This is a genomic window from Streptomyces sp. NPDC058653 (assembly GCF_042716895.1).
In the GTDB taxonomy this organism is placed as follows: Bacteria; Actinomycetota; Actinomycetes; order Streptomycetales; family Streptomycetaceae; genus Streptomyces.
Map to the genome: position 1 here is coordinate 147789 of NZ_JBHXRM010000010.1, position 23798 is coordinate 171586.

The window sequence follows — 23798 nt, forward strand, 5'->3', positions numbered from 1 at the left end:
CGGGCGGTGTTCCCTGCTCGGAGGCGGTTCCGGGTCCGGGTCCCGTGGCGGGCGGGCGCGCCCCGACCCGGTGAGCCGATGAACCGGTGAGCCGGTGAGCCGGTGAGCCGGTGACGGCTGATCAGGCGCCGGTCGTGGAGCCGGGGCGCACGATCATCAGAACGACGACGACCGCCCAGAGCAGGTTGAAGACCCCGGTCAGACCGGCCAGCCGGGCGGCGATACGCGCGGTGTCGGCGCCGGCGGCCCCGGCCTCGGTCGTCTCGATCATCCGTTCCTGGCCGGGCAGGATGGCCAGCGCCAGTATCGCGGCGGCGATCGTCGTGAGCACGATCGACACGATCAGCCAGATGTCGGTGAGCACACCGAGCTGCGCGCCGGTGGCGAGCCCGAAGACCGGGACGGCGACCCCGACGACCGCGTAACCGCTGCAGATCCGGTGGAGCAGCGCGGCGGCGCCCGAGGAGCGCCCGTCCTCCCCGGCCAGCCGTGCGTAGCGGGGGAACAGGGACGCGGCCACGGCGATCGGTCCGACCACCAGGATCGAGGCGAGGACATGGATGGACAGCAGCAGTTTGGTCACCGCGAGGGCCCTTTCAGGCAGATGCGTGAATATGTTGGCTGCCAATAGGTACCACGCCAATGCGTTCTATGAGTAGGCTGGCTACTCATGAAGACAGACGCGGTGCGTGGGCACCTGGACGGACTGTTGCTGGCCGTGCTCGAACCGGGCCCGCTGCACGGCTACGCGATCATCGCGGCGGTCCAGCAGCGGAGCGAGGGCGCGCTCCAGCTCCGTACGGGCACGATCTATCCGGCCCTGAACAGGCTTGAGCGGCTGGGACTGCTCGGCAGCAGCTGGGAGTCCGTCGGCGAGCGGCGCCGGCGCTGCTACCGGCTCACCGACGCCGGGCGCGGCAGCCTGGAGAGCGAACGGACCGCGTGGCGGGAGTTCACCACCGCGATCGGCGCGGTCCTGAACCCGGCCGCCCCCGCTCCCGCACCCGGGCCCGCGTCATGAGCGACTCAAGCACCGGGACCACCCGGACCACCGCGTACGCCCCCGACCCCGTCGCGGGCTACACAGCGGCGCTGACCGCCGCGCTCCACGGCCCGGACCGGGCCAAGTCCCGGATGATCCAGGAGATACGGGACGGCCTCGGCGACACGGTGGAGGCGCACATCCGCGCCGGTGTGCCCCCCGAGCGGGCCGCACGCCTGGCGGTGGCGGAGTTCGGCACGCCCGACGAACTGGTGCCGAGCTGCCAGCGGGAGCTGACCATCGCGCAGACCCGGCGGACCGCCCTGTCCGTCACCCTCACCGTCCCGTTCCTGATCGCCTGCTGGCATCTGATCTGGACCTCGGGCCAGGGCTGGCAGCTTCAGCAGACGGCGCAGCTGCTCGCCGTCCAGCTGGCGGCGGTCGCGGCCGTAGCCACCCTGCTCGCGGGAGCCGCCCTGGCCGCCACCGGCGCGCTGGCCCGCCGGCTGCGGACACCCCGGCGGTTGCCGCTGGCCGTCGCCTGGGCCGGTACGACCGCCTGCGTGGCGATGGTGGTCGCCATGGTCGCGCTCGCCGTGGTGTCTCCGCTGGCCACGAACTGGCCGCTGGTGACGGTCGCGGGCATGGTCACCGCCCTTCTCCACGGCCTGGTGGCCTCCTCCGCCCGCGCCTGCCGCCGGTGCGCGCGCCTGCCCGTCACCCAGGCCCTCGTTCCGGGCGAACGGGGCCCGGGATGATCCCCCGGGGGGTGCGCGTTGCACTCATCGGACCCGCGTCCACGCGATGAGACGACGCGGCAAGGGGTGACACCCCCCAGGGCTGGAGGCACAGCGGTGCACGGTGAGTACAAGGTGCCGGGCGGCAAGCTCGTCGTCGTGGATCTGGACGCGCGGGACGGTGTGCTGCGCGATGTCCGGGTCTCCGGGGACTTCTTCCTGGAACCGGACGAGGCCATCCACACCATCGACGGCGCGCTCGAAGGCGCGCCGGCCGACCTCGACGCGACCGCTCTCGCGGCGCGCGTCCACACGGCGCTCCCGCCCGGCACACAGATGTACGGGCTGACGGCCGACGGCGTCGCCGTCGCCGTGCGGCGCGCGCTGGCGCACGCCACCGACTGGACGGACTACGACTGGCAGCTCATCCGTATGGAGCCCCAGTCGCCCGCGCTCCACATGGCCCTGGACGAGGTCCTGACGACCGAGGTCGCGGCGGGCCGCCGCGCGCCGACGCTCCGGGTCTGGGAGTGGGCCTCCCCCGCCGTGGTGATCGGCAGCTTCCAGTCCCTGCGCAACGAGGTGGACCCGGAGGCCGCCGAACGGCACGGCGTCACGGTCGTACGGCGGATCTCGGGCGGCGGCGCCATGTTCATCGAGCCCGGCAACACCATCACGTACTCGCTCTCCGTCCCGGACGCCCTCGTGCACGGCCTGACGTTCGCCGACAGCTACGCCTATCTCGACGACTGGGTGCTCGGCGCGCTGGGCGACATGGGGATCAAGGCCTGGTACCAGCCGCTCAACGACATCGCCACCGAGGCCGGCAAGATCGCGGGCGCCGCGCAGAAGCGGGTGGTGGGCGGCGGCGCCGTACTGCACCACGTGACGATGGCGTACGACATCGACGCCGACAAGATGCTCGAAGTCCTGCGCATCGGCCGGGAGAAACTCTCCGACAAGGGCACGCGCAGCGCGAAGAAGCGGGTGGATCCCCTGCGACGTCAGACGGGCCTGCCGCGCGAGGCGGTCATCGAGCGCATGATCGCGTCCTTCCGGGGACGGTACGGCCTCGACGAGGGAAAGGTCACCGACGAGGAGATGGCGCGGGCGCGTGAGCTGGCCCGGACGAAGTTCGGCACGGCCGCCTGGACGGCCCGCGTGCCGTGAGCGACACGGCAGGGGTCCCCCCTCGCGGCGCGACCAGCCCCGATGCGAGGGCGCAGCCGACCGGCTGGGCCCGGTCGCGAACCTCGGCTTCGGGGCGGCGGGCGACCGCGCCCGGACGAACGCCCGGGCGCGGTGGCGCCCATGGGCTCTCCCCGAGCGCCGGGCCGTCCCGCGTGACCGGTGCCGTTCAGGGGCCCAGGGCGGGGATGATCTCGGAGCCGTAGACGTCGATCGTCGCCTCCTTCGCGTCGTGCATGTTGTAGACGGCGAACTGGTCGACGCCCAGCGCCTTCAGCGCCTTCAGCTTCTCGATGTGCGCCTCCACCGGGCCGAGCAGACAGAAGCGGTCCACGATGTCGTCGGGCACGAAGTCCGTCGACGGGTTCCCGGCGCGGCCGTGGTGGCTGTAGTCGTAGCCCTCGCGCTGTCTGATGTACGTGGTCAGGGCGTCGGGCACCAGGTCGGAGTGCTCGCCGTAGCGGCTCACCAGGTCGGCGACATGGTTGCCGACCATCCCGCCGAACCACCGGCACTGGTCACGCGCGTGCGCGAGGTCGTTGCTCACATAGGCCGGGGCGGCGACACAGATGGTCACGGAGTCCGGGTCGCGTCCGGCGTCGGACGCGGCCGTCCGGACCGCCTTGACCATGGTCTCGGTGAGATACGGATCGGCGAGCTGAAGGATGAAGCCGTCGGCCCGCGCACCGGCCATGGCCAGCGCCTTCGGCCCGTACGCGGCCATCCACACCGGCAGTCTCCCGTCCCGCACCCAGGGCAGCCGCAGCGGCTTGCCCTCCACCAGCGCCTCGCGCCCCTCGGCGAGTTCACGGATGACGTCCATCGCCTCGCCGAGCCGCGCGAGGGTGTTGGGCGGCCGGCCCGCGACGCGCATCGCGGAGTCGCCGCGGCCGATGCCGCACACGGTGCGGTTGCCGTACATCTCGTTGAGCGTGGCGAACGTGGACGCGGTCACCTCCCAGGTCCGGGTGCCCGGGTTGGTGACCATCGGCCCGACGATCAGCTCGGTGGTGTGTTCGAGGATGCGGCTGTAGATGACGAACGGCTCCTGCCACAGCACGGCGGAGTCGAAGGTCCAGCCGTAGCGGAAGCCGTTGCGCTCGGCGCGCCGCATGAGTCCCACGACCGCCGACGCCGGCGGGTCGGTCTGGAGAACAAGTCCGAAGTCCATGACCCGGGCCACTCCCAACTTTCAGATGAGGTACTGACAGGTGGCGCGGGGGGTGTAGATGCCGTGCCCCGCGCGGCCGGTGTACTTCCGGCCGTCGATGACGACCTCGCCGCGCGACAGGACGGTCTCGACCCGGCCGGTGGTCCGCTTCCCCTCGTACACCGAGTAGTCGACGTCCATGTGGTGGGTCTCGGCGGACAGGGTCTGCTCGGCGTTCGGGTCGTAGATCACGATGTCCGCGTCGGCGCCGGGCGCGATGGTGCCCTTCTTGGGGTAGAGGCCGAACATCCTGGCCGGGGTCGCGCAGGCGATCTCGATCCAGCGGCGCCGGCTGATGTGCCCGTCGACGACGGCCTGATGGAGCAGATCCATCCGGTGCTCCACGCCCGGGAGCCCGTTGGGAATCTTGGAGAAGTCGCCGCGGCCCATCTCCTTCTGCCCGTTGAAGCAGAACGGGCAGTGGTCGGTGGAGACCACCTGGAGGTCGTTGGTGCGCAGTCCGCGCCAGAGGGCGGCCTGGTGTTCGCGGGGCCGCAGGGGGGTCGAGCAGACGTACTTGGCGCCCTCGAAGCCGGGCTCGGCGAGATTGTCGGTGGACAGGAAGAGATACTGCGGGCAGGTCTCGCCGAAGACGGGAAGTCCCTTGTCACGGGCGGCCGCCAGCTCGGCGACGGCTTCCTCGGCGGAGACGTGGACGACGTAGAGCGGCGCTTCGGCGACGCGGGCGAGCTGGATCGCGCGGTGCGTCGCCTCCGCCTCCAGAAGCACCTTGCGTACCTCTCCGTGGTAGCGCGGATCGGTGCGTCCGGCGGCCAGCGCCTGCTCCACGAGGACATCGATCGCGATGCCGTTCTCCGCGTGCATCATGATCAACCCCCCGTTGTGGGAGGCCCGTTGCATGGCGCGCAGGATCTTGCCGTCGTCGCTGTAGAACACACCGGGGTAGGCCATGAAGAGCTTGAAGGAGGTGATGCCCTCCTGGACGAGGAGGTCCATCTCCTTCAGGGAGTGTTCGTTGACGTCGGCGAGGATCATATGGAAGCCGTAGTCGATGGCGCAGTTGCCGTCGGCCTTCGCGTACCAGGCGTCGAGCCCCTCGCGCAGTGCCTGGCCGGGCGACTGGACGGCGAAGTCCACGACGGTGGTCGTGCCGCCCCACGCGGCGGCGCGTGTCCCGGTCTCGAAGGTGTCGGCGGCGAAGGTCCCGCCGAAGGGCATCTCCATGTGCGTGTGACCGTCGACGCCGCCCGGGATGACGTACTTGCCGGTGGCGTCGACGACCCGGTCGGCGGTCCAGCCCGCGGCGACGTCCGAGCCGCCCGCGGCGAGCGCGACGACGCGGCCGTCCTCGGTCAGCACGTCGGCGTGGACCTCGTCGGCGGCGGTGATGACCAGACCGCCCCGGACGAGCGTGCGATGACTCATGACCTGACCTCCGTGACATGACGGGACGTGACTGAGCTACCGTGCGCGGCCCCCGTCCCCGGTCCGGGAGACCGGCGCGGGCGGTGCCCGAAAGCCCGGGCACCGTCGGAACTAGAGGCCGCCCAGGGCGTGTTCGAGGATCGCCGCGCCCTCTTCGGCCTCGGCGACGGTGAGGGAGAGCGGTGGGGCGATACGCAGCACGCTGGTGTCGTGGCCGCCGCCCTTGCCGATGAGCAGGCCGCCCTCACGCGCCGCCTCGGTCACCGCCGCCGCTGCCTCCGGATGCGCCTCGTCGGTGCCGGGCCTCACCAGCTCGATGCCGATCATCAGCCCCCGCCCGCGGACCTCCCGTACGGCGGGGACGGCGGCCCCCACCGCGCGCAGCCGCTCGATGAGCAGACCGCCGACGCGGCGCGCGTTGCCCGGGAGGTCGTGCTCCAGGAGGTAGGTGAGGTTGGCGACGCCCGCCGCCATCGTGACCGGGCTGCCGCCGAAGGTCGAGATGGAGTTGGTGTCGAGGCAGTTCATGATCTCCGCGCGGGCGACGACCCCGCCGACGGACATACCGTTGCCGATGCCCTTGGCGAAGGTGAGGATGTCCGGCGGGCCGTTCCCGGCGTGCGCCTGCCAGCCCCAGAAGTGGTCGCCGGTACGGCCCCAGCCGGTCTGCACCTCGTCGCTGATCCACAGGATGCCGTGGCGGTCGAGGACTTCGCGGAACGCGGCGTACAGACCGTCGGGCGGTGAGGTGAAGCCGCCGACGCCCTGGACGGGCTCGGCGATCAGCGCGGCGGGCGTACGGGTGTGTCCGAGCAGGTCCTCCAGATCGGCGACGCACGCGGCGATGAACTGGGCGTCGGACAGGTGCGCGTACGGGCCCCGGGTGCGGACGCCGCCGTGCACGTACAGCGTCTGGAGCGGCGAGAGGCTCGTCGGGGACCACCCGCTGTTCCCGGTGATGGAGACGGAGGAGAAGGACCGGCCGTGGTAACTGTTGCGCATCGCCAGGATCTGGTTGGAGCCGCGGTGGGCGGTGGCGAGCAGCAGCGCCGTGTCGTTGGCCTCGGTGCCGGAGGTGGTGACGAAGACGCGGGCGTCCGGGATGCCGGAGAGATGGGCGACGCGCTCGGCGAACTCGACCATGGGGCGGTTGAGATAGAGCGTGGAGGAGTGGATGAGCCGCCCGGCCTGCTCGCTCACCGCCTTGGTGACCTCGGGGAGGGCGTGGGCGGTCATGGTGGTGAGGATGCCGCCGAAGAAGTCGAGGTAGCGGTTGCCGTCGGCGTCCCAGACGTGCCGGCCCTCGCCGTGGGTGAGTTCGAGGGGCCGTCGGTAGTAGAGCGCCAGCCAGTCGGGCAGGACGGCGCGGTGCCGGTCGTGCAGATCGGTGGCCGGCAGTTGGACCGGTCCCCCGTGGGAGGGGGCGGAGGCGCTCGAACCGGCGGCGTGCGCGGCGGTCGACGCGGGGGCGGCGGGGGCGGTGTGGGCGGCGGTCGATCCGGCGGCGGGATCCGCGGTCGCTCCGGTCACGGCTGCACCAGCCCCTCGTACGCGTCCGGGCGGCGGTCCCGGTAGAACGCCCACTGCTGGCGCACCTCGTCGATGAGCCCGAAGTCCAGGTCCCTGACTACCAGTTCCTCCGCCTTGTCGCTCGCGGTCTCGCCGACGAACCGCCCGCGCGGATCGACGAAGTACGACGTCCCGTAGAAGTCGTTGTCGCCGTACTCCTCCTGGCCGACGCGGTTGATCGCGGCGACGAAGTACTCGTTGGCGACGGCCGCCGCGGGCTGCTCCAGCTCCCACAGATAGCTGGAGAGACCGCGTGAGGTGGCCGAGGGGTTGTAGACCAGTTCGGCGCCGTTCAGGCCGAGTTGGCGCCAGCCCTCCGGGAAGTGCCGGTCGTAGCAGATGTATACGCCGATCCTGCCGACGGCGGTGTCGAAGACGGGCCAGCCCGCGTTGCCCGGCTTGAAGTAGTACTTCTCCCAGAAGCCCTTGACCTGGGGGATGTGGTGCTTGCGGTACTTGCCGAGATAGGAGCCGTCGGCGTCGATCACCGCCGCGGTGTTGTAGTAGAACCCGGACTGCTCGACCTCGAAGACCGGTACGACGACGACCATTCCGGTCTCCTGCGCGAGGGCCCGCATCCGGGTCACGGTCGGCCCGTCGGGCACCGGCTCCGCCCACCGGTAGTGCTCGGGCTCCTGGACCTGGCAGAAGTAGGGGGCGTTGAACACCTCCTGGAAGCCGATGACCTTGGCGCCTTGCCGGGCCGCCTCGCGGGCGTGGTCCTCGTGCTTGGCGATCATGGATTCGGTGTCGCCGGTCCAGGTCGCCTGGACGAGTGCGGCGCGTACGACTCTGGCCACGAGCTGCTCCTTCGGCGGGAAGGTCGGGCTGTTCACTCCGGCTTTCTACGCCCGTAGACACGGTGCGTAGGAGGAGAACCTAAGCCCGCCGTCCCACCGGGGCAAGACCATCGCTGTCAAGCCGCTGAGTCGATCATGTTTCGCACCCGGCCGGTCCACAGGCGGCGCAGGACCGGTCCGGAAAGGACATCGCGCGGGGCCGGCAACCCCGTTCGGACACGGCCGGGACCGGCGTCCGAGGTCAGGCCTTGATCCCCGCGCTCCGCAGCGCGCGGGCCAGATCCCGCTCATGGGTGGTGGAGACGCCCCGGGCCGCTTCGACCAGGCGCGGCACCAGCCGGGGCGGGTCGACCACCGCGATCAGAGCCGCGTCCTCGGGCGTACGGGCCCGGACGAAGGCCCCGAGCAGTGCCTGCACCTCCTGGGCGCGGCCCGCGTCGCTGAGGGCGACGACCGCGTGGGCGATGTCCTCGGCGGACCGGGAGACACCCTGGCGCAGCAGCACCCCGCAGTCGGCGTCGCGGCCGGCCATGGCGAGCGCGCCCGCCGCCGCCGCGAGTCGGTCGGGCGGCAGGGACGACACCTCCCAGAGCACCGACGCCCAGTCGGCGCCCAGTTCGGCGCGGTGCAGTTCGGCGGCGAGGAAGGGCAGTTGCTCGGCGGGTCCGGCGGCGGCCTCGCAGAGCACGACGTGTGCCTCACCGCTGCGGCCGCTGGCCCGCAGCCGTACGAGCACGGCCACCGTGTCGAGCGCGGCGCGGCGCGCCTCGGACTGCTGCCGGGTCATCCCGGTGTCCGAGCCGTCCTTCTGGGCCTTGTCGGAGCCCGACGCGCCGCCGAAGCGGGCGCCGCGCGGCGGTTCGGTGGCGGCGGGCGGGACGAGGGCCCCCGACGCGGGATCGGCGCCCTCGGTGAAGGCGAAGCGCGCGCCCCGCTGTCTGCGCAGCTTGCGGCGCTGGCCGGGCACCTGCGCCATCTCCTGTGAATCGTCCACGCGGACGGCGGGGTTGGCACCCGTGTCGCCCGCGTCACCGGAGCCCCGGCGCCCCTCGTGGCCGCCGCCCTCGCCGGTCCTGGCCGGCTCGGGACGGAACCAGTCCTCGGGCGCGGTCTGCCGCTCGCCGTCGGAACGGCCGAAGACCGACCGGTCGTCGGCCGCCGGCTCCTCGGCCCTGTACCACCCGTCGGCCGCCGTCGGTCTCGCCTCGGGCGAGCCGTACTCCGGGTTGGGGGCGGCGTGCGCGGGAGAGGGCGAGCGCGGAGCGGGCGCGCCCTGGCCCGACCGCGCGTCCGCCGGCGCCTTCGGCTGGGCGGCGAGGGTGGCCATGCGCTCGCGCAGCTCGGTGCAGCGGGCCGTGGCGCGCGCGTAGTCGTCGCGGACCCAGGCCAGGTCGTATTCGAGCTGGTCCGCCTCGGGGGACCCCTCACCGACCAGCCGGAGGCGGCGCATCACCTCGTCGGCGCGGCTCGCCGCCGCGGCCTGTTCGTGCTGCATCAGCCGGAGCCGCTCCTGGAGGGCGTCGGGGCCGCCGGGGAGCCGGTCGTGCGCGGCGGCGGACGCGGCGTGCAGCCTGCTCGCGCGCGCGGTCTCGCGGTCGACCGGCCGGTTCTCGTGGGCGGCGGCGAGATCGTGGAGCAGCGACTCCACGACGTCCCAGGGCGGTACCTCGGCGCCTTCGAGACAGGCCCTGAGCCCCTCGGGGTCCCGCTGCCTGAAGACCGCGTACCAGCCGCCGTCCGGGTCGAGAAGCTCCGTCACCCCGCGGAAGTACCGTGCGAAAGCCCCGATCTCCGCCGGAAGTTCATGTCTGGTCATCGCTGTCTTTCCCGCCCCTGCCCTGCTGCGCACTGCCGTAAGGGAACCGTCCGGCCCGCCGGCATGAAACCGCAGCCGTGTTACGTGACGGCTACGCGGGGTTGTCGCGTACGGTGCGGTGCGATCACTCAAGTATGGCTTCAGCGGGTGTTCGACGTCACGTTTCCGAGGAAAAAATGTGGTGAGAGGTCAAGGTTCTTTCACAAGTCGGCGCGCCGGGGAGACGTCAGAAACTGATGGCGATTCCGGTGTGCACGCGCTTGCCGCGCCGTACGAGCGCGGCGGGCTTCTGGACGATCCAGAACTGCCAGGTGTACTTGCGGGCAAGGAGTCTGTTGATCCGGGAGACCTCGTCGCCCTCCAGGAGCCGGGCCGTCCCCTCGGCGCTCGCCGCGCCCGGCGCGATCCGTCCGCGCACGTCGCACGCGGTCACGACGACACGGCTGTTGTTGCGGATCCGCTTTATCTTCCAGGCGTCGCTCCGGCTCCATATGAACAACTCACCGCCGTCCACGGCGTGCCAGACCGGAGTGTCGACCCCGGTGCCGTCCTTGCGGTACGTGGTGAGGCTGACATAGCGGCTGCGTCCGAGCTCGTCGAGAGTCACGCGCCGAGCGTACGCGGTGGCGGAGGGAGACCTCCGCGGTGACCGGGATACGGAACGCCCCCCGGTGGGCGCCTCTTTCGGCCGGCCCTCCGCCGCGCTAGGCGGGCAACGGCGAGCAGGCCGCCACCATCTCGTCCATCGACAGGCCCAGCGCCCCGGCCAGCGCCGCGACGGTGAAGAAGGCGGGTGTCGGGGCGCGGCCGGTCTCGATCTTCCGCAGCGTCTCGGGCGAGAGCCCGGCGGCGGCGGCGATCTCCACCATGCTGCGTGGTCCTCGCGCCTCGCGGAGCAGCCTGCCCAGCCGCTCACCGCGTTCGCGCTCTTCGGGGGTCAGGGGGCTGCGTACCATGCCGTCATTGTAATACCGCACGCAACCGGTATAGTTATTGGAATGGTAGAGATCAAAACGGACGAGTCCCTGGACGCCATGCGCGTCGCGGGCCGGATCGTCGCACAAGCGCTCACCGCGGTACGGGAGTCGGCCGCCGTCGGCGTCACCCTGCGTGAGCTGGACCTGGCCGCCCGGGCCGTACTGACCGAGGCGGACGCCGGTTCGCCCTTCCTCGGCTACCGCCCCTCCTGGGCGCCGGTGCCCTTCCCCGCCGTCATCTGCGCGTCGGTCAACGACACGATCGTGCACGGCATCCCCGACGACTACGCGCTCCGGGACGGCGACCTCGTCAGCATCGACTGCGGCGCCTCGGCGGGCGGCTGGGTCGGCGACTCGGCGATCAGCTTCACCGTGGGCCGTGCCCGCCCCGAGGACACCCGGCTGGTCGACACGGCCTTCGAGGCGCTGGAGGCGGGTATCGCGGCGGCCGTCGTCGGCAACCGCATCGGGGACATCGCCCATGCGATCGGCCTCGTCTGCCGGGGCGCCGGTTACGGGATCCCGGACGGCTTCGGCGGCCACGGCATCGGCCGCACCATGCACGAGGACCCGGGCGTGCCCAACGAGGGCAGGCCCGGCAGGGGAATGGTGCTGCGCCACGGCATGGTGCTCGCGATCGAGCCGATGCTGATCGCCAGCGGGGCCGACGACCACTTCACGGCGCGGGACGGCTGGTCGATCCGTACGTCGGACGGCAGCCGCGCGGCGCACGCCGAGCACACGGTGGCGATCACCGACGAGGGCCCGCGCGTCCTGACCCAGCTCTGACCCGGCTCCGACCGGGGCGGCCCGGACGGACGCGTACGGCGCCGCTCCCCTCCTCCGAGGGGGCGGCGCCGTACACGTCGAGGGGTGGCGTCCCCCGCGTCACCGCCCCCCGGACGGGGACGGCCGCCCGTTCGGGTACGGGTGCACCACCATCGCGGAGCCGCCGCCCCTGCGGACCTTCTCCGCCGCCGCCAGCCAGCGGCCGTCCGGCAGCCGCTGGATGCCGGTCGTGGCACCGATCTCCGGGTTCTCGGTGAACGCGTGCCCCAGTGCTTCGAGTTGGGCCCGCAGCGGGCTGTTGTAGAGACCCGGCTCCAGCTCCGTCCGCGCCGCGTTGCGCTGACTGGCGCGCGGCGCGGCGATCGCGTCGACCAGCGGCAGGCCCCGGTCGAGATGGCCGGTGAGCGTCTGGAGGACGGTCGTGATGATGGTCGCGCCGCCCGGCGAGCCGAGCGCGAGGAGCGGCCGGTCGTTGTCGTCGAGCACGATCGTCGGGGAGATGGACGACCTCGGCCGCTTGCCGGGGCCGGGCAGGTTCGGGTCGTGGACGGCCGGGTTCGCCGGGGCGAAGGAGAAGTCCGTCAGCTCGTTGTTGAGGAGGAAGCCCCGCCCGGGAACGGTGATGCCGCTGCCGCCCGTCGACTCGATCGTCAGGGTGTACGCCACGACGTTGCCGAACTTGTCGGCGGCCGTCAGATGGGTCGTGTTCTCCCCCTCGTACGTCGTGGGCGCCGCCGTACCGCCCGCCGCGCACGGCACCGGCTTCGCGGGGTCGCCGGGCGCGAGGGGGCTCTTCAGCGCCTCTCCGTCCTTGATGAGGCATTCACGCGAGTCGGCGAAATCCTGCGACAGCAGGGCCTTGGTGGGGACGTCCTCGAAGGCGGGGTCGCCCAGCCAGCGGCCCCGGTCGGCGAAGGCGATCCGGCTCGCCTCGATGAAGCGGTGCAGATACCTCTCCTGCGAGGCGGCCGAGAGGTCGGTGCTCTCCAGGATGTTGAGGGCCTCGCCGACGCTCGTACCGCCGGAGGACGACGGCGCCATGCCGTACACGTCCAGCCCTCGGTAGGAGACCTTCGTCGGCGCCTGGCTCTTGGTCCGGTACGCCGCGAGGTCACCGGTCGTCAGATCGCCCGGCCGGACCTTCCGGGTGGCGTCCGGGTCGACGGGGGGCGTGCGGACGGTGCTCACGATGTCGCGGGCGATCTCGCCCCGGTAGAGCGCGTCGGTGCCGAGCCGGCCCAGTTCGGCGTAGGTGCGCGCCAGGCCGGGGTTCTTGAACACCGAACCGGTCACCGGGAGTTCCCCGCCGGGCAGGAACAGGGCGGCGGAGGCCGGGAAGTCGGCGAACCGCTCCTGGTTCGACGCGGTCTGGGAACGGAACGTGCCGTCGACGACGAAGCCGTCCTTCGCCAGCCGTTCGGCGGGTTTCAGCAGTTCGCGCAGCGAGATGCTCCCCCAGGAGTCGAGCGCCCGCTCCCAGGTCGCCGGGGTGCCGGGCGTACCGACACCGAGTCCGCTCGTCATCCCCTCGGCGAACGGGATCGGCTTGCCGTCCTCCTGGAAGAGGGTGGCGTCGGCTGACTTGGGGGCGGTCTCGCGGCCGTCGATGGTGTGGACGGTGCGGGAGCCGGCGTCGTAGTAGACGAAGTAGCCGCCACCGCCGATGCCGGCCGAGTAGGGCTCGGTGACCCCGAGCGCGGCGGCGGTGGCCACCGCCGCGTCCACGGCGTTGCCGCCGCGCCGCAGCGCGTCGATGCCGGCGGCCGAGGCGTCCTTGTCGACGCTCGACACCGCCCCGCCCCAGCCGACGGCGACCGGTGACTTGACGGGGGCCTTCGTCGGTACCGACGAGATGGCCGGCGCGGCCGGAATCACCGCACCCGAGGCGCGGGCCTTCGTGGGTGTCGGCGGGGTCGAGGCGGGTGCGGACGGCGGGGCCGCGGCTCCCACCGAGAGCATCGCGGCGGTGAGGGCGACGATCGAGACGTTGCGTACGGCGAGGCGGCGCATCTTTACCTCCGGGGGGCGTCCGTCCGCGGAGCGTAACTTCACTGATCGCGCCCCGCCAGAACCACTTGCCCCGAAGTCCGTGCGGGATGTCCGTCGCGGCGCGCTCCCGCTAAAGTGCGCGCCCATGACTGACGACGTACGCGACATCGTTCTCGGGGTGCTCGCCGCCGGTATCTGTGCTTCTCTCGGCTGGTTCGCCCGTAGCTATATCTGGCGCCGCAAACTCGACCGGAAACAGGCGTTCTTCGGGCTGCCCGGCAACTCCGAGTGCCTGCTGGTCGTCAACCGGGAGGCGGGCGGCGACGGCGCCGTCCACCGTCACGACGTCTTCGCGCTTCTCGAGATGTCCGCGCTGGTCAAGGACTGCGGCGCGCACGCCCAGATAGTCCAGCACGACTCGGCGCAGCAGGGCTTCGGCGAGCGGACGGAGTTCTGTCTCGGCGGCCCCGCGTCGAACCGCCGGATGGCCGCGCATCTCTCCTCGCTGCTGCCCGGCGTCAAGATCAACACTGATCCGGACCCGGGCCCGGACCGCGGGGCCTTCCAGATCGGCACCGAGCGCTACCGGGTCGAGCCCGGTGTGGCGGAGTACGTCATCCTGGCGCGGCTGACCGCCGGTCAGGACTCCCGGCCGGTCTTCCTCTTCTGCGGGCAGCGGGCCATCACCAACCAGGCGGCCTCGCGCTATCTGGCGAAGCACCACGAGAAGCTGGCCCGCAAGCACGGACGCGACACCTTCTGCCTGCTGCTGAAGGTGGTCAACTCGCAGGCGTACGGCCCCGATGTGGTCGAGCTGGTCGCGGATGTCACCAAGGCGGCGCGGGAGCCGGCCCCGGTCGTACGCACCTCGCACCGGGCCACCGGCTGAAGGGCGTACGGCGAGCGGCGCCCTCGCCGTACATCCGGACGACGTGGGCCCGCTCCCTGTCGGACACGGCCCCTCCCGGCGCGCAGCTGACCTTCTCCCCGGCCGCGCCCGACCCGTGGTGCCTGTCGGTCCCGCGGCGCGAGAAGTGATCTCCGGCTGCTGCCGGAGGGTCCTCCCGCGAGAAGCGGGAGGCGGGCCATGTCCCTTGAGCTACCGCGCGTCGGGCGGCGGCGGGACCATCCCCGCGTGCGTGGGGCACGGCGGTCGCGCAGGGACCCCCGGGTGGTGCCCGGGGCCGACGCGGCGACCGTGGCCTCTGCGGGCAGGACCACCGTCACCGTGGGGATGAACGGCAAAGCGTAGTCCAGATCCGCCGGGATGCGTTCGCCCGCGTGCCCGAACTCCAGGAGCGGGGAATTCGGTCGGGGCCCTGTGGACACGTCGTGGACGGATGCGTCGTGGATTCGGCCGCGGCTCCTCCCGCGGACCGCCCGTCGGACCGTGGTCGACGGCCATGCGCTGCCCTCCCCGTTCTCGGCTCTGTCGAGGTCAGCGCAAACTATCCAGCGCATCAAGGGACTTCACACCCGACACGCATAAATCGGGCATAAGCCGTATTAACCTCCAGGAGCCGCGGCTCCCGCTCAGGCCTCGGACGCCTCCGCGTACACCTGTGACAGTTCGGGCGCGCCACTGGCGGCCCAGTCGAGCCCGGCCTCCACGACCTGGATCTCCCGTCCCGAGAGCAGCCGGACCACGGGGTGGCCGCCGGGCCAGACGTGCCAGGCCGCCCCCTGGACCGTACGGACGATGACCGTGCCGAGATAGAGCCCCGCGTCGTTGCCCAGCCAGGGCAGCTCCTCCGGGTCGTCGCGCCAGTGCGGGGGGAGTTGGTCCAGGGCCTCCAACGAGGCCGGGGAATCGTCCAGTTCGAGCCCGGACTGGGCCGCCCGGACCCGCAGCAGCTCGCACTCCGAGAGAAGTTCCGCCACGCCCTCCGCGTCATCCCCGACGACGGACGCCGACGACGCCCCCTCGTCAGCGCCGTTCCTTTTGCGCCAGTTGTCCAAGAAAGGGATGTTCATACCACTCAGCCTGCCATTTCCCCGTGCCCGCGCACCTCAGGGCACGCGGGCGGTATCAGAGGCAGAATGCCCACGGTCAGACCCGCCGATGCCGACCCCGTCCCCCGGAACATCAGAGGTCGAGATCCACGACGACCGGGGCGTGGTCCGAAGCACCCTTGCCCTTGCGCTCCTCACGGTCGACATAACTGTCCTTGACGGCAGCGGTGAAGGGCCCGTTGCCGTAGACGAGGTCGATCCGCATACCCCGGTTCTTCGGGAACCGGAGCTCGCGGTAGTCCCAGAAAGTGTACGGCTGGTCGTACTTGAGCGGACGCGGCATCACGTCGGACAGACCGCCCGCGCGGAGCGCGGCCAGCGCCTCCCGCTCGGCGGGCGTCACATGGGTGGCGCCCTCGAACAGCGCCGGGTCCCACACGTCCTGGTCGGTCGGCGCCACATTGAAGTCACCGAGGACGGCGAACGGCCGCCGGCCCGCGCTGTCCTCGGCCACCGCCGCGCGCAGCGCCTCCAGCCAGCGCAGCTTGTACTGATAGTGCTCGTGAGTGATCTCGCGGCCGTTGGGCACGTAGACCGACCAGATCCCGACGCCCCCGCAGGTCGCCGAGATGGCGCGGGGCTCCTCGACACCCTCGTACTGCGGGCCGCCGGGCAGGCCCTTGACGACATCGTCGAGACCGACGCGGGAGATCAGCGCCACGCCGTTCCATCTGCCCGAGGCGTTGACCTCGGACTCGTAACCGAGCTCCCGCAGGGCGTCGGCGGGGAACTGCTCCAGGGTGCTCTTGGTCTCCTGGACGCACAGCACGTCCGTGCCCGTGCTCTCCAGCCAGGCCAGCAGCCGCGGCAGCCGGGCGGTGATCGAATTGACGTTCCAGGTCGCGATGCGCATGGTCCCCAGCCTATCCGCGGGCTCTGACAGTCACCCTCGCGACCGTCCCTGTTCCACGGTCACAGCTCGGTGTCCTCACCGGGGGCGAGCCTGTGGTGGCCGGATCCCCCGAGGCGGCCGAGCAGGCCGTCGTACAGGGGCCGCGCCACTTCGGTGAGCAGCGCGTCGTGGACGTCGAAGGTGCGCCGCGGCTTGACCTCGCGTACGTAGTCGATCACTTCGGAGACCTTGTTCCAGGGCGCGTGCACCGGGAGCATCAGCGTCTCGACCGGCCCGGCGGGGACGGTCAGCGCGTCGCCGGGGTGGAAGAGCGAACCGTCCACCAGATAGCCGACGTTGGTGACCCTCGGGATGTCGGGATGGATGACGGCGTGGAGTTCACCGTGCACCTCCACGTCGTAGCCCGCGGCGGTGAAGGTGTCGCCGTGACCCACGGTGTGCACCCGCCCCGGGAAGACGGACGACAGCTGGTCCGCGACGCTGCGCAGGGTCCAGATCTCGGCCCCGGGGTTGCTTTCGAGGGCGGCCCGCAGCCGGCCTTCGTCGAAATGGTCGGGGTGCTCGTGCGTGACGAGAACGGCGTCGGCGCCGACCGCCGCGTCCTCCTCACTGAAGACGCCGGGGTCGATCACGAGTGTCCGCCCGTCCTTCTCCAGTCGGACGCAGGCGTGGGACTTCTTGGTGAGTTTCACCGTGATCACCTCGTGGTGCGGTTGCGGGGCGGTCTTCCGTACGACACGGGCATCGCACACCTCCATCGTCGACACCCGGCATGGCACAGGCAAACGCGGCGCCGGGCGGCGGCGCTACCTGTCGGGGGTGGTCTCCTCCTCGACGACCGCGCCGACGACGCGGAACGCCGCGTTCGCCGCCGGGAAGCCGCAGTAGACGGCCGTCTGGACGAGTACCTCCTTGATCTCGGCCGGGGTCAGACCGTTGCGCAGGGCGGCCCTGGTCTCGACGGCGAGTTCGTCCAGATGCCCCCCGGCGACGAGGGCCGTCAGCGTGACGCAGCTGCGGCTGCGCCGGTCCAGGCCCTCCCGGCTCCACACCTCGCCCCAGGCGTAGCGGGTGAGGAGCTCCTGGAAGTCACCGGCGAAACCGTCCGTCTCGGCCATGACCTGGTCCACATGGGCGTCCCCGACGACCTCCCTGCGGATCCGCATGCCCGCCTCGTAAGGATCCGCGCGTACGGCGGTGACGGGCTTGGGCTGCTCGGCGGAGGCGATCTCGGCGAGCGGGGACGTCATCGGCGAGAGGGTCGGCGGTCCGGCGGGCGCCCCGGGCCCCGGATAGGTGGCCCAGTCGGGCAGCACCGTCAGACCGGTCGAGGTGTCGGAGGGGTTCTGCCAGGCGGTGGAGAAGTGGCGGACGAGCAGATCGGTGACGGCGGCCGGCTGCTCGACGGGCGCCAGGTGCGAGGCTCCCGGCACCAGGGCGAGCCGGGCGTCCGGTATCCCCGCGACCAGCGTGCGGGCCTCGGCGGGGCCCGTGACCTTGTCCTCGGCGCCGACCAGGACGAGCGTCGGCACGCCGATACGGCCCAGCTCCGCCCGTACGTCGAAGGCGGCGAGCGCCTCGCACGCGGCGATGTAGCACCCCGGGTCGGTCGTACGGACCATCTGGACCGCCCATTCGACGATCGCGGGCTGGGCGGCGGCGAAGCCGGCCGTGAACCAGCGCTCGGGCGCCGAGCGGGCCATCGGGTCGAGACCGTTCGTACGGACGATGACACCGCGCTGGCGGAACTCGTCCGCCGTGCCGAACCGGGGCGACGACGCCACCAGCGCGAGCGAGGCGACCCGGTCGGGGCGGCGCAGCGCCAGCTCCGCGCCGATCGCGCCGCCGATGGAACAGCCGGCGTAACCGAAGCGCTGGACGCCGAGTCCGTCGAGCGTGGCGAGGAGCCGGTCCGCCAGCTCGGGGACGCCGGTGGCGGGGTGGGCGGGCGCGCCGCCGTGGCCCGGCAGATCGAACCGGAGCACCCGCCAGTGCTTGGCCAGCTCCGGTGTCTGCCTGTCCCACATGTGCCAGGTGGTACCGAGCGAAGGGCCCAGGATGAGCACCGGCGCGTCGTCCGGGCCGTCCATGCGGTACTGCAGCGTCAGTGTCGGGGCAGGCATCGTCGTGTCACTCACTTCGCTCACTTCACTCACTCGCGTCAGGTTAGTGAGATGGTCACCGCCATACCTCACGGGGTGGTGGTCACCATGTGGTGGTCACGGGGTGGTCGTGGAGACGACGTAGACACGGGGCATGGCCGGGTCGCTCAGGTCGACGGTGATGTCCTGGGTGGGGCGCGGGTCCTTCTGCTTGTGCGTGGTGCCCGACCACACCCGGGTGGGGACGAAGTTCCAGCCGACGGTGCGCGAGTCGCGGGGCGCGATGCTGACGTGGCCCTCCTTGAGCGCCGAGCGGTGCGTGCCCAGTTCGGTCAGGAAGGTGTCGAGCCGGCCGGACGTCACGTTGAACTGCACATACAGACGGCTTGACTTCCAGTTGCTCGTCTCGTAGTAGCGCACGTTCGTGGCGCGGGCGGGGATCGGCACCTCGAAGACGCGCTGCTTCATCCGGGACGGCACGTCGTCGGTCAGACCGGTCGCCGAGGACTCCAGTTCCTTGTCGAGGCCGCTGCGCCGGCTCTGGCCCGCCGAGACCATGAGATAGCCGGCGGGCACGCCGATGAGCAGCACGATCACTATCGCCGTCAGCCACCGGCGCCGGACCATGTGGCTGTGGTTCTCCGGCGGCTTCTCGTCCGGGGACTTCGACTGGTGGGGCACGGTCATGAGGGAGGTTCCTGGCTGGTGCGAGGGGCTCGGCTGGGGCTGTTACGGGGTTCCCGCGGCGTTCCCGGCGCGCGCGGCGTCTCGGAGGTGTGCTCGTCCGACGCGGGCTTCGGCTCCGTCGCCGCCTCGGCCTCCGCTCGCGCCGCCTCGGCCTCCCGCGCCTCGCGCTCGGCCGCCGCCCGGGACTCCTCGGCCTCCCGCAGTTCCTGCTCCTCGCGCAGGTCCTGGGGCATCCGGCCGGTGCGGATCGCCTCCGCGTACAGCTCGTACTTCTCGTACCGCTCAAGTCTGCGCCGGTTCGCCCGGCGGAAGCGGCGTGCCACGAGCCGGGAGAGGTCGGCCGCGCCGACCATGCCCGCCTCGGGGCCCAGCTGCGCCTTGGCGATACGGGCCTCCGGCCGGTAGCCGCGCCCGGTGAGCTGGCGGCGGAACGCCTCCCTCGCGGGGCCGATCAGCAGATCGTCCGCCGCGCTGACGCCGCCGCCGATGACGAAGCAGGACGGGTCGAGCGCCGCCGCCAGATTGGCGATGCCGACGCCGAGCCACTGGCCGATCTCCTGGAGCAGTTCGACGCACATGGCGTCGCCCTCGCGGGCCAGCTCGGTGATCAGGGGGCCGGTGATGTCGGGGATGTGGCCCTTGACGCGTTCGATGAGGTTGTACGCCACCGGGGAGTCGGCGGCGGCCAGCTCCCTGGCCTCCCGGACGAGCGCGTTGCCCGAGCTGTACTGCTCCCAGCAGCCCCGGTTGCCGCAGGGGCAGCGGTGGCCCGCGGGCACGACCTGCATATGGCCGAACTCGCCGGCCACCCCGTACTTGCCGCGCTTGACGCGGCCGTCCTCCAGTATGGCGCCGCCGATACCGGTCCCGAGCGTGATCATGACGAGATGGTCCTCGCCGCGTCCGGCGCCGAAGCGCCACTCCGCCCAGGCGGCGGTGTTCGCGTCGTTGTCGACCATCACCGGCACGGCGAGCCGGGAGGAGATCGAGTCCCTGAGGGGTTCGTCGCGCCAGGCGAGGTGCGGGGCGAAGAGGACCTTCGCCCGGTCGGCGTCCACCCAGCCGGCGGCCCCGATGCCGACGGCGTGCACGTCGTGGCGGTCGGAGAGGTCGAGCACCAGCTCGACGATGGTGTCCTCGACGACCTTCGGGCTCTTGGACTTGTCCGGGGTCTCGGTCCGGATCTTCTCCAGGATGTTGCCGTCCGGGTCGACGACGCCGGCCATCACCTTCGTACCGCCGATGTCGATGCCGACGGTGGGCACGCGCGGCGCCGACGCGTGCGAGCGGCGCTCGCGGGTGCCGACGGTGCGCAGGACGGTGGCGCGGGCGGTGCCCCGGTGGGTGAGGTCGCGGTAGGTGCTCATCGCAGCGGCCCCCTCACGAGCCGGGGGGCCGTCGCGGTCCGGGGGACCACCGCGGTCCGGGCGGCCGGGCGGGGCCGGGGACTTCCCGAGCTGGGGCCGTCGGCCGGGCGGGCGGCGCTGCTACCGGAACGCGGCCTGGGTACTCGCACGTGTCGTGTCGTCCCTGCGGGTCGGGGGCACGTCGCGCCCGGTGTCCGGGGCGGCGGCGGTGGGGGGTTGGCCACCGCCGCCGATTCTGCCATCAGGAAGGTGGGGAGGTCGGTCAGGGCTTGGCGCCGCCGCCCGGCGGCTCGCCGTTCTCCTCCTCTTCCACCGGATGCCCACCGTCGTCCACCGGGCGGCCACCGAGACGGGCCGGCGCGGGAGCCTTCTCCAGTTCGTGGCTGAGCTCTTCGAGCTCCGACCCGCCCGCCATCTGGCGGGTCAGCTCGTCCAGAGTGATCGAGGCCTTGGTGTGGCTGCCGGCCATGACACCGCGCTTGAGCAGGACGAACCGGTTGCCGACGAGATAGGCGTGGTGCGGGTTGTGGGTGATCAGCACCACGCCGAGACCCGCGTCGCGCGCGGCGGCCACGTACTTCAGTACGACCCCGGACTGCTTCACGCCGAGGGCGGCGGTCGGCTCGTCCAGAACGAGCACCTTCGCACCGAAGTGGACGGCGCGGGCGATCGCCACGCACTGCCGCTCACCGCCGGACAGGGTTCCGATGGGCTGGTCGACGTCGCGCAGGTCGATACCCATCCGCAGCAGTTCCTCGCGGGTGGTGCGGCGCATCAGTTCGACGTCGAGGCGCTTGAAGGGGCCGGCGCCCTTCGTCGGCTCGGAGCCGAGGAAGAAGTTCCGCCAGACGGGCATGAGCGGTACGACGGCGAGGTCCTGGTAGACGGTGGCGATGCCCAGGTCCAGTGCCTCGCGCGGGGAGCCGAGCGTCGTCCCGCGGCCCTCGATGAGGAACTCGCCCGCGTCGTGCCGGTGCAGCCCGGCGATGATCTTGATCAGGGTGGACTTGCCCGCGCCGTTGTCGCCGAGGACGCAGGTGATCTCACCGGGGTGCACCTCCAGCGAGACCCCTTCGAGGGCCCGGATGTTGCCGTAGTACTTACTGACGTCGTCCAGCTCGACCAGGGGTGTCGTGGTCGCCGTGCCGCCCGGCGCGGCGCCGGTCGGGGTCGTGGGCGTGCCGGGCGTGCTGGTCATCGGGTCGCCTCCGCGCGCTTGCGGACCCATGCGTTGAGCAGGGTGGCCAGAAGGAGCATCGCTCCGAGGAAGAACTTGAACCAGTCCGGGTTCCACTCCGCGTACACGATGCCCTTGCTGGTCATGCCGAAGATGAAGGCACCGACCGCGGAGCCGATCGCGGAGCCGTAACCGCCGGTGATCAGGCAGCCGCCGATGACCGCGGCGATGATGTAGATCAGCTCGTTGCCGACGCCCTCGCCGGACTGGACGACGTCGAACGAGAAGAGCAGGTGCTGGCCGGAGACCCAGGCGCAGAAGCCGACGCCCATGTAGAGGCCGATCTTCGTCAGCCGGACCGGGACACCGACGGCGCGGGCGGCCTCGGCGTTGCCGCCGACCGCGAAGATCCAGTTGCCGAAGCGGGTACGGAGCAGGATCCAGGTCGCGACGGCGACCAGACCCGCCCACCAGAGGATGGTGACCTTCAACTCGACGCCGCCGAGGGTCAGTTCGGAGGCGAAGACCTTGCGCGCCGACTCGAAGCCCTCCATGTCGCCGACGCTCTTGGTCGACACGGTGTCGCTGATCAGCTTGGTCAGACCGAGATTGAGTCCGGTGAGCATCAGGAACGTGCCGAGGGTGATGATGAAGCTCGGCAGTTTCGTCCGCGTCAGCATGAAGCCGTTGAAGACCCCGATGGCGAGGGTGACCAGCAGGGACACCAGGACGCCGACCCAGATGTTGGCCGTCATCTGGTAGCTGAACATCGAGGAGATCAGCGCGGAGCTGGTCACCAGCACACCGGCGGAGAGGTCGAACTCGCCGCCGATCATCAGCAGGGCCACCGGCACGGCCATGATCCCGATGGTGGACGCCGCGTAGAGCACGGTGCCGAAGCTGGAGGTCTTCAGGAACGAGTCGGCGACGACCGAGAAGAAGAGGAACACCGCCACCGCGCCGACGACCGCGCCCAGTTCGGGCCTGCCGAGCAACTTGCGCAGCGGAGAGTCACCGAGCAGGCGCTCGTCCCTGGCCGGGCCGCCGCTGCCGCCGTCGCCCGGCCGGTCCTTCACGGGTGGTGCGGTTGTGGTCATCGGGTCCCTCGCTCCGCGTATTTCTCCAGCTCGGCGGCGTCCTGCTTGTTGATGATCTGCGGTCCGGTGAGGACCGGGCGCCCGCCGCCGAGTACATCGGCGTTGTACCGGTAGAGCCAGAGCAGATCGACGGCCTCGTACCCCTGGAGATACGGCTGCTGGTCGACGGCGAAGCCCAGGCGCCCGGCCCTGAGCGAGGCGGCCACGGCCTTGTTGAGGTCGAACGTGTCGATCTCGGCCTTGCTGCCGGCCGTCTCCTTCGCCTTGACGGCGGTGTCGGCGAACGGCGCGCCGAGTGTCACGACGGCGTCGATGCCCTTGTCGCTCTGGAGCTTCGCCTCGATGGCCGCCTGGACGTCGGGCATGTTGGTGCCCTCGACGTACAGGTTCTGCATCGTGCCGTCGAAGGTCTTCTTCGCCCCGGCGCAGCGCTGCTCATGGCCGACGTTGCCCTGCTCGTGCAGGACGCACAGGGCCTTCTTCCGGCCGCGCTTGTCCAGTTCGTCGCCGACCGCCTCACCGGCGATGGACTCGTCCTGGCCGATATGGCTGAGCGCGCCGAACGACTTGGACTGCTCGGAGCCGGAATTGACGGTGATCACCGGGATACCGGCCTTGGTGGCCTTGGCGACGACGGCCTTCATCGCGTCGGGCTTGGCGAGCGTGACGATCAGCCCGTCGACACCCTTGTCGATGTACGACTGGACGAGCTGCGCCTGCTGCTGGCCCTCGTCGCTGTGCGCGTACAGGAAGTTGACGTTGTCCTTTTCCGCGGCCTGCTTCGCGCCCTTCTGGACGATGTCCCAGAAGGTGTCGCCGTCTCCCGAGTGGGTGACCATGGCGACGGTCCACTGCGGTGTGCTCACCGCGGCCCGTCCCCGCGCCTGCGCCTCGGCCGCGGCGGCGCGCTCCTCGGCGCGCTTGCCGCCGGTGCTGCTGCATCCCGCGAGGGACGCCGCCCCGAGGATCACCGCGAGCACCGCGCCCACCGCCCGTACCCCTGCCCCATCCGAACGACTGACCCTTGCCACGACGCCGCGCCCCTCTTGCTGTGCTTTC

The 23798-nt window shown here is 71.5% G+C and carries 22 protein-coding genes and 1 pseudogene; 5 read left to right on the plus strand and 18 right to left on the minus strand.

From position 1 onward, the window contains the following. Positions 1 to 121 precede the first annotated feature (121 nt). Entirely contained in the window at positions 122 to 583 is a 462-nt protein-coding gene (locus tag ACFWU9_RS11835) for a DUF2269 family protein (RefSeq protein ID WP_384316814.1), read from the minus strand. 87 nt (positions 584 to 670) lie between these two features. Between ACFWU9_RS11835 and ACFWU9_RS11840 the strand changes: the two genes are divergently transcribed. The 3 genes from ACFWU9_RS11840 to ACFWU9_RS11850 all read left to right on the plus strand — a co-directional run bounded on the left by ACFWU9_RS11840 (position 671) and on the right by ACFWU9_RS11850 (position 2889). Continuing rightward, on the plus strand, positions 671 to 1021 hold the full coding sequence (locus ACFWU9_RS11840) for a PadR family transcriptional regulator (RefSeq protein WP_384316816.1): 351 nt from the start codon (positions 671 to 673) through the stop codon (positions 1019 to 1021). After that, positions 1018 to 1740: a permease prefix domain 1-containing protein gene (locus tag ACFWU9_RS11845; RefSeq protein ID WP_384316818.1), complete on the plus strand. Its 723-nt coding sequence runs from the start codon at positions 1018 to 1020 to the stop codon at positions 1738 to 1740. The genes ACFWU9_RS11840 and ACFWU9_RS11845 overlap by 4 nt, the downstream gene beginning before the upstream one ends. Before the next feature lie 96 nt (positions 1741 to 1836). Then, positions 1837 to 2889: a biotin/lipoate A/B protein ligase family protein gene (locus ACFWU9_RS11850; RefSeq protein ID WP_384316820.1), complete on the plus strand. Its 1053-nt coding sequence runs from the start codon at positions 1837 to 1839 to the stop codon at positions 2887 to 2889. Positions 2890 to 3076: 187 nt separating this feature from the next. On the opposite strand, the gene ACFWU9_RS11855 is transcribed toward ACFWU9_RS11850, so the two are convergent. From ACFWU9_RS11855 to ACFWU9_RS11885, 7 genes are all read right to left on the minus strand, one after another. After that, positions 3077 to 4078 carry a TIGR03842 family LLM class F420-dependent oxidoreductase gene (locus tag ACFWU9_RS11855; protein ID WP_384316822.1) on the minus strand — a complete coding sequence of 334 codons (1002 nt, stop codon included), beginning with the start codon at positions 4076 to 4078 and terminating at the stop codon, positions 3077 to 3079. Positions 4079 to 4099: 21 nt separating this feature from the next. Then, positions 4100 to 5503, minus strand: a complete 1404-nt coding sequence (gene hydA, locus ACFWU9_RS11860) for a dihydropyrimidinase (protein WP_384316824.1) — start codon at positions 5501 to 5503, stop codon at positions 4100 to 4102. A gap of 111 nt (positions 5504 to 5614) precedes the next feature. Beyond that, complete coding sequence (locus tag ACFWU9_RS11865) at positions 5615 to 6901, minus strand: aspartate aminotransferase family protein (RefSeq protein WP_384316914.1); 1287 nt, start codon at positions 6899 to 6901, stop codon at positions 5615 to 5617. Positions 6902 to 7029: 128 nt separating this feature from the next. Further along, positions 7030 to 7872: a nitrilase-related carbon-nitrogen hydrolase gene (locus tag ACFWU9_RS11870; protein ID WP_384316916.1), complete on the minus strand. Its 843-nt coding sequence runs from the start codon at positions 7870 to 7872 to the stop codon at positions 7030 to 7032. A gap of 241 nt (positions 7873 to 8113) precedes the next feature. Further along, on the minus strand, positions 8114 to 9688 hold the full coding sequence (locus ACFWU9_RS11875; protein ID WP_384316826.1) for a hypothetical protein: 1575 nt from the start codon (positions 9686 to 9688) through the stop codon (positions 8114 to 8116). 226 nt (positions 9689 to 9914) lie between these two features. Then, the gene (locus ACFWU9_RS11880) at positions 9915 to 10295 is read right to left on the minus strand and encodes a PPOX class F420-dependent oxidoreductase (RefSeq protein ID WP_384316828.1); all 381 of its coding nucleotides are present in this window, start codon (positions 10293 to 10295) and stop codon (positions 9915 to 9917) included. A 97-nt stretch (positions 10296 to 10392) separates the two neighbouring features. After that, positions 10393 to 10644: a helix-turn-helix domain-containing protein gene (locus ACFWU9_RS11885; RefSeq protein WP_384316830.1), complete on the minus strand. Its 252-nt coding sequence runs from the start codon at positions 10642 to 10644 to the stop codon at positions 10393 to 10395. Between the two features lie 42 nt (positions 10645 to 10686). Between ACFWU9_RS11885 and map the strand changes: the two genes are divergently transcribed. After that, positions 10687 to 11454 (plus strand): type I methionyl aminopeptidase, encoded by a 768-nt coding sequence (gene map, locus ACFWU9_RS11890; RefSeq protein WP_384316832.1) that lies wholly within the window; start codon positions 10687 to 10689, stop codon positions 11452 to 11454. A 99-nt stretch (positions 11455 to 11553) separates the two neighbouring features. On the opposite strand, the gene ggt is transcribed toward map, so the two are convergent. After that, on the minus strand, positions 11554 to 13464 hold the full coding sequence (gene ggt, locus ACFWU9_RS11895) for a gamma-glutamyltransferase (RefSeq protein WP_384316834.1): 1911 nt from the start codon (positions 13462 to 13464) through the stop codon (positions 11554 to 11556). Positions 13465 to 13588: 124 nt separating this feature from the next. Between ggt and ACFWU9_RS11900 the strand changes: the two genes are divergently transcribed. Next, the gene (locus ACFWU9_RS11900; RefSeq protein ID WP_384316836.1) at positions 13589 to 14332 is read left to right on the plus strand and encodes a hypothetical protein; all 744 of its coding nucleotides are present in this window, start codon (positions 13589 to 13591) and stop codon (positions 14330 to 14332) included. A 644-nt stretch (positions 14333 to 14976) separates the two neighbouring features. Here the strand turns inward: ACFWU9_RS11900 and ACFWU9_RS11905 are convergent. The 9 genes and pseudogenes from ACFWU9_RS11905 to ACFWU9_RS11945 all read right to left on the minus strand — a co-directional run bounded on the left by ACFWU9_RS11905 (position 14977) and on the right by ACFWU9_RS11945 (position 23728). After that, complete coding sequence (locus ACFWU9_RS11905; RefSeq protein WP_384316838.1) at positions 14977 to 15417, minus strand: DUF6278 family protein; 441 nt, start codon at positions 15415 to 15417, stop codon at positions 14977 to 14979. Positions 15418 to 15529: 112 nt separating this feature from the next. Next, positions 15530 to 16309 (minus strand): exodeoxyribonuclease III, encoded by a 780-nt coding sequence (locus ACFWU9_RS11910; RefSeq protein ID WP_384316840.1) that lies wholly within the window; start codon positions 16307 to 16309, stop codon positions 15530 to 15532. Positions 16310 to 16368: 59 nt separating this feature from the next. Further along, complete coding sequence (locus tag ACFWU9_RS11915; RefSeq protein ID WP_384316918.1) at positions 16369 to 17001, minus strand: MBL fold metallo-hydrolase; 633 nt, start codon at positions 16999 to 17001, stop codon at positions 16369 to 16371. 114 nt (positions 17002 to 17115) lie between these two features. Then, positions 17116 to 18432: an alpha/beta fold hydrolase gene (locus ACFWU9_RS11920; RefSeq protein ID WP_384316920.1), complete on the minus strand. Its 1317-nt coding sequence runs from the start codon at positions 18430 to 18432 to the stop codon at positions 17116 to 17118. Positions 18433 to 18528: 96 nt separating this feature from the next. Beyond that, on the minus strand, positions 18529 to 19098 hold the full coding sequence (locus ACFWU9_RS11925; protein WP_384316842.1) for a hypothetical protein: 570 nt from the start codon (positions 19096 to 19098) through the stop codon (positions 18529 to 18531). Positions 19099 to 19319: 221 nt separating this feature from the next. Continuing rightward, positions 19320 to 20465, minus strand: a pseudogene (locus ACFWU9_RS11930) (ROK family glucokinase); the annotation flags it as partial. A gap of 262 nt (positions 20466 to 20727) precedes the next feature. After that, a complete protein-coding gene (locus tag ACFWU9_RS11935) occupies positions 20728 to 21663 on the minus strand; it encodes an ATP-binding cassette domain-containing protein (RefSeq protein WP_384316844.1) in 936 nt (311 codons plus the stop codon). Beyond that, on the minus strand, positions 21660 to 22739 hold the full coding sequence (locus ACFWU9_RS11940; protein WP_384316846.1) for an ABC transporter permease: 1080 nt from the start codon (positions 22737 to 22739) through the stop codon (positions 21660 to 21662). The genes ACFWU9_RS11935 and ACFWU9_RS11940 overlap by 4 nt, the downstream gene beginning before the upstream one ends. Next, positions 22736 to 23728, minus strand: a complete 993-nt coding sequence (locus ACFWU9_RS11945) for a sugar ABC transporter substrate-binding protein (RefSeq protein ID WP_384316848.1) — start codon at positions 23726 to 23728, stop codon at positions 22736 to 22738. The genes ACFWU9_RS11940 and ACFWU9_RS11945 overlap by 4 nt, the downstream gene beginning before the upstream one ends. Positions 23729 to 23798: the final 70 nt, after the last annotated feature.

What these genes read in the sequence shown, in the direction of transcription:
- ACFWU9_RS11875 (WP_384316826.1), bottom strand. Translation starts at nt 9,688, where the DNA reads ATGACCAGACATGAACTTCCGGCGGAGATCGGGGCTTTCGCACGGTAC.
- ACFWU9_RS11940 (WP_384316846.1), bottom strand. Translation starts at nt 22,739, where the DNA reads ATGACCACAACCGCACCACCCGTGAAGGACCGGCCGGGCGACGGCGGC.
- ACFWU9_RS11855 (WP_384316822.1), bottom strand. Translation starts at nt 4,078, where the DNA reads ATGGACTTCGGACTTGTTCTCCAGACCGACCCGCCGGCGTCGGCGGTC.
- ACFWU9_RS11900 (WP_384316836.1), top strand. Translation starts at nt 13,589, where the DNA reads ATGACTGACGACGTACGCGACATCGTTCTCGGGGTGCTCGCCGCCGGT.
- hydA (WP_384316824.1), bottom strand. Translation starts at nt 5,503, where the DNA reads ATGAGTCATCGCACGCTCGTCCGGGGCGGTCTGGTCATCACCGCCGCC.
- ACFWU9_RS11925 (WP_384316842.1), bottom strand. Translation starts at nt 19,098, where the DNA reads ATGACCGTGCCCCACCAGTCGAAGTCCCCGGACGAGAAGCCGCCGGAG.
- ACFWU9_RS11845 (WP_384316818.1), top strand. Translation starts at nt 1,018, where the DNA reads ATGAGCGACTCAAGCACCGGGACCACCCGGACCACCGCGTACGCCCCC.
- ACFWU9_RS11920 (WP_384316920.1), bottom strand. Translation starts at nt 18,432, where the DNA reads ATGCCTGCCCCGACACTGACGCTGCAGTACCGCATGGACGGCCCGGAC.
- ACFWU9_RS11885 (WP_384316830.1), bottom strand. Translation starts at nt 10,644, where the DNA reads ATGGTACGCAGCCCCCTGACCCCCGAAGAGCGCGAACGCGGTGAGCGG.
- ACFWU9_RS11905 (WP_384316838.1), bottom strand. Translation starts at nt 15,417, where the DNA reads ATGAACATCCCTTTCTTGGACAACTGGCGCAAAAGGAACGGCGCTGAC.
- ACFWU9_RS11935 (WP_384316844.1), bottom strand. Translation starts at nt 21,663, where the DNA reads ATGACCAGCACGCCCGGCACGCCCACGACCCCGACCGGCGCCGCGCCG.
- ACFWU9_RS11910 (WP_384316840.1), bottom strand. Translation starts at nt 16,309, where the DNA reads ATGCGCATCGCGACCTGGAACGTCAATTCGATCACCGCCCGGCTGCCG.
- map (WP_384316832.1), top strand. Translation starts at nt 10,687, where the DNA reads ATGGTAGAGATCAAAACGGACGAGTCCCTGGACGCCATGCGCGTCGCG.
- ACFWU9_RS11840 (WP_384316816.1), top strand. Translation starts at nt 671, where the DNA reads ATGAAGACAGACGCGGTGCGTGGGCACCTGGACGGACTGTTGCTGGCC.
- ggt (WP_384316834.1), bottom strand. Translation starts at nt 13,464, where the DNA reads ATGCGCCGCCTCGCCGTACGCAACGTCTCGATCGTCGCCCTCACCGCC.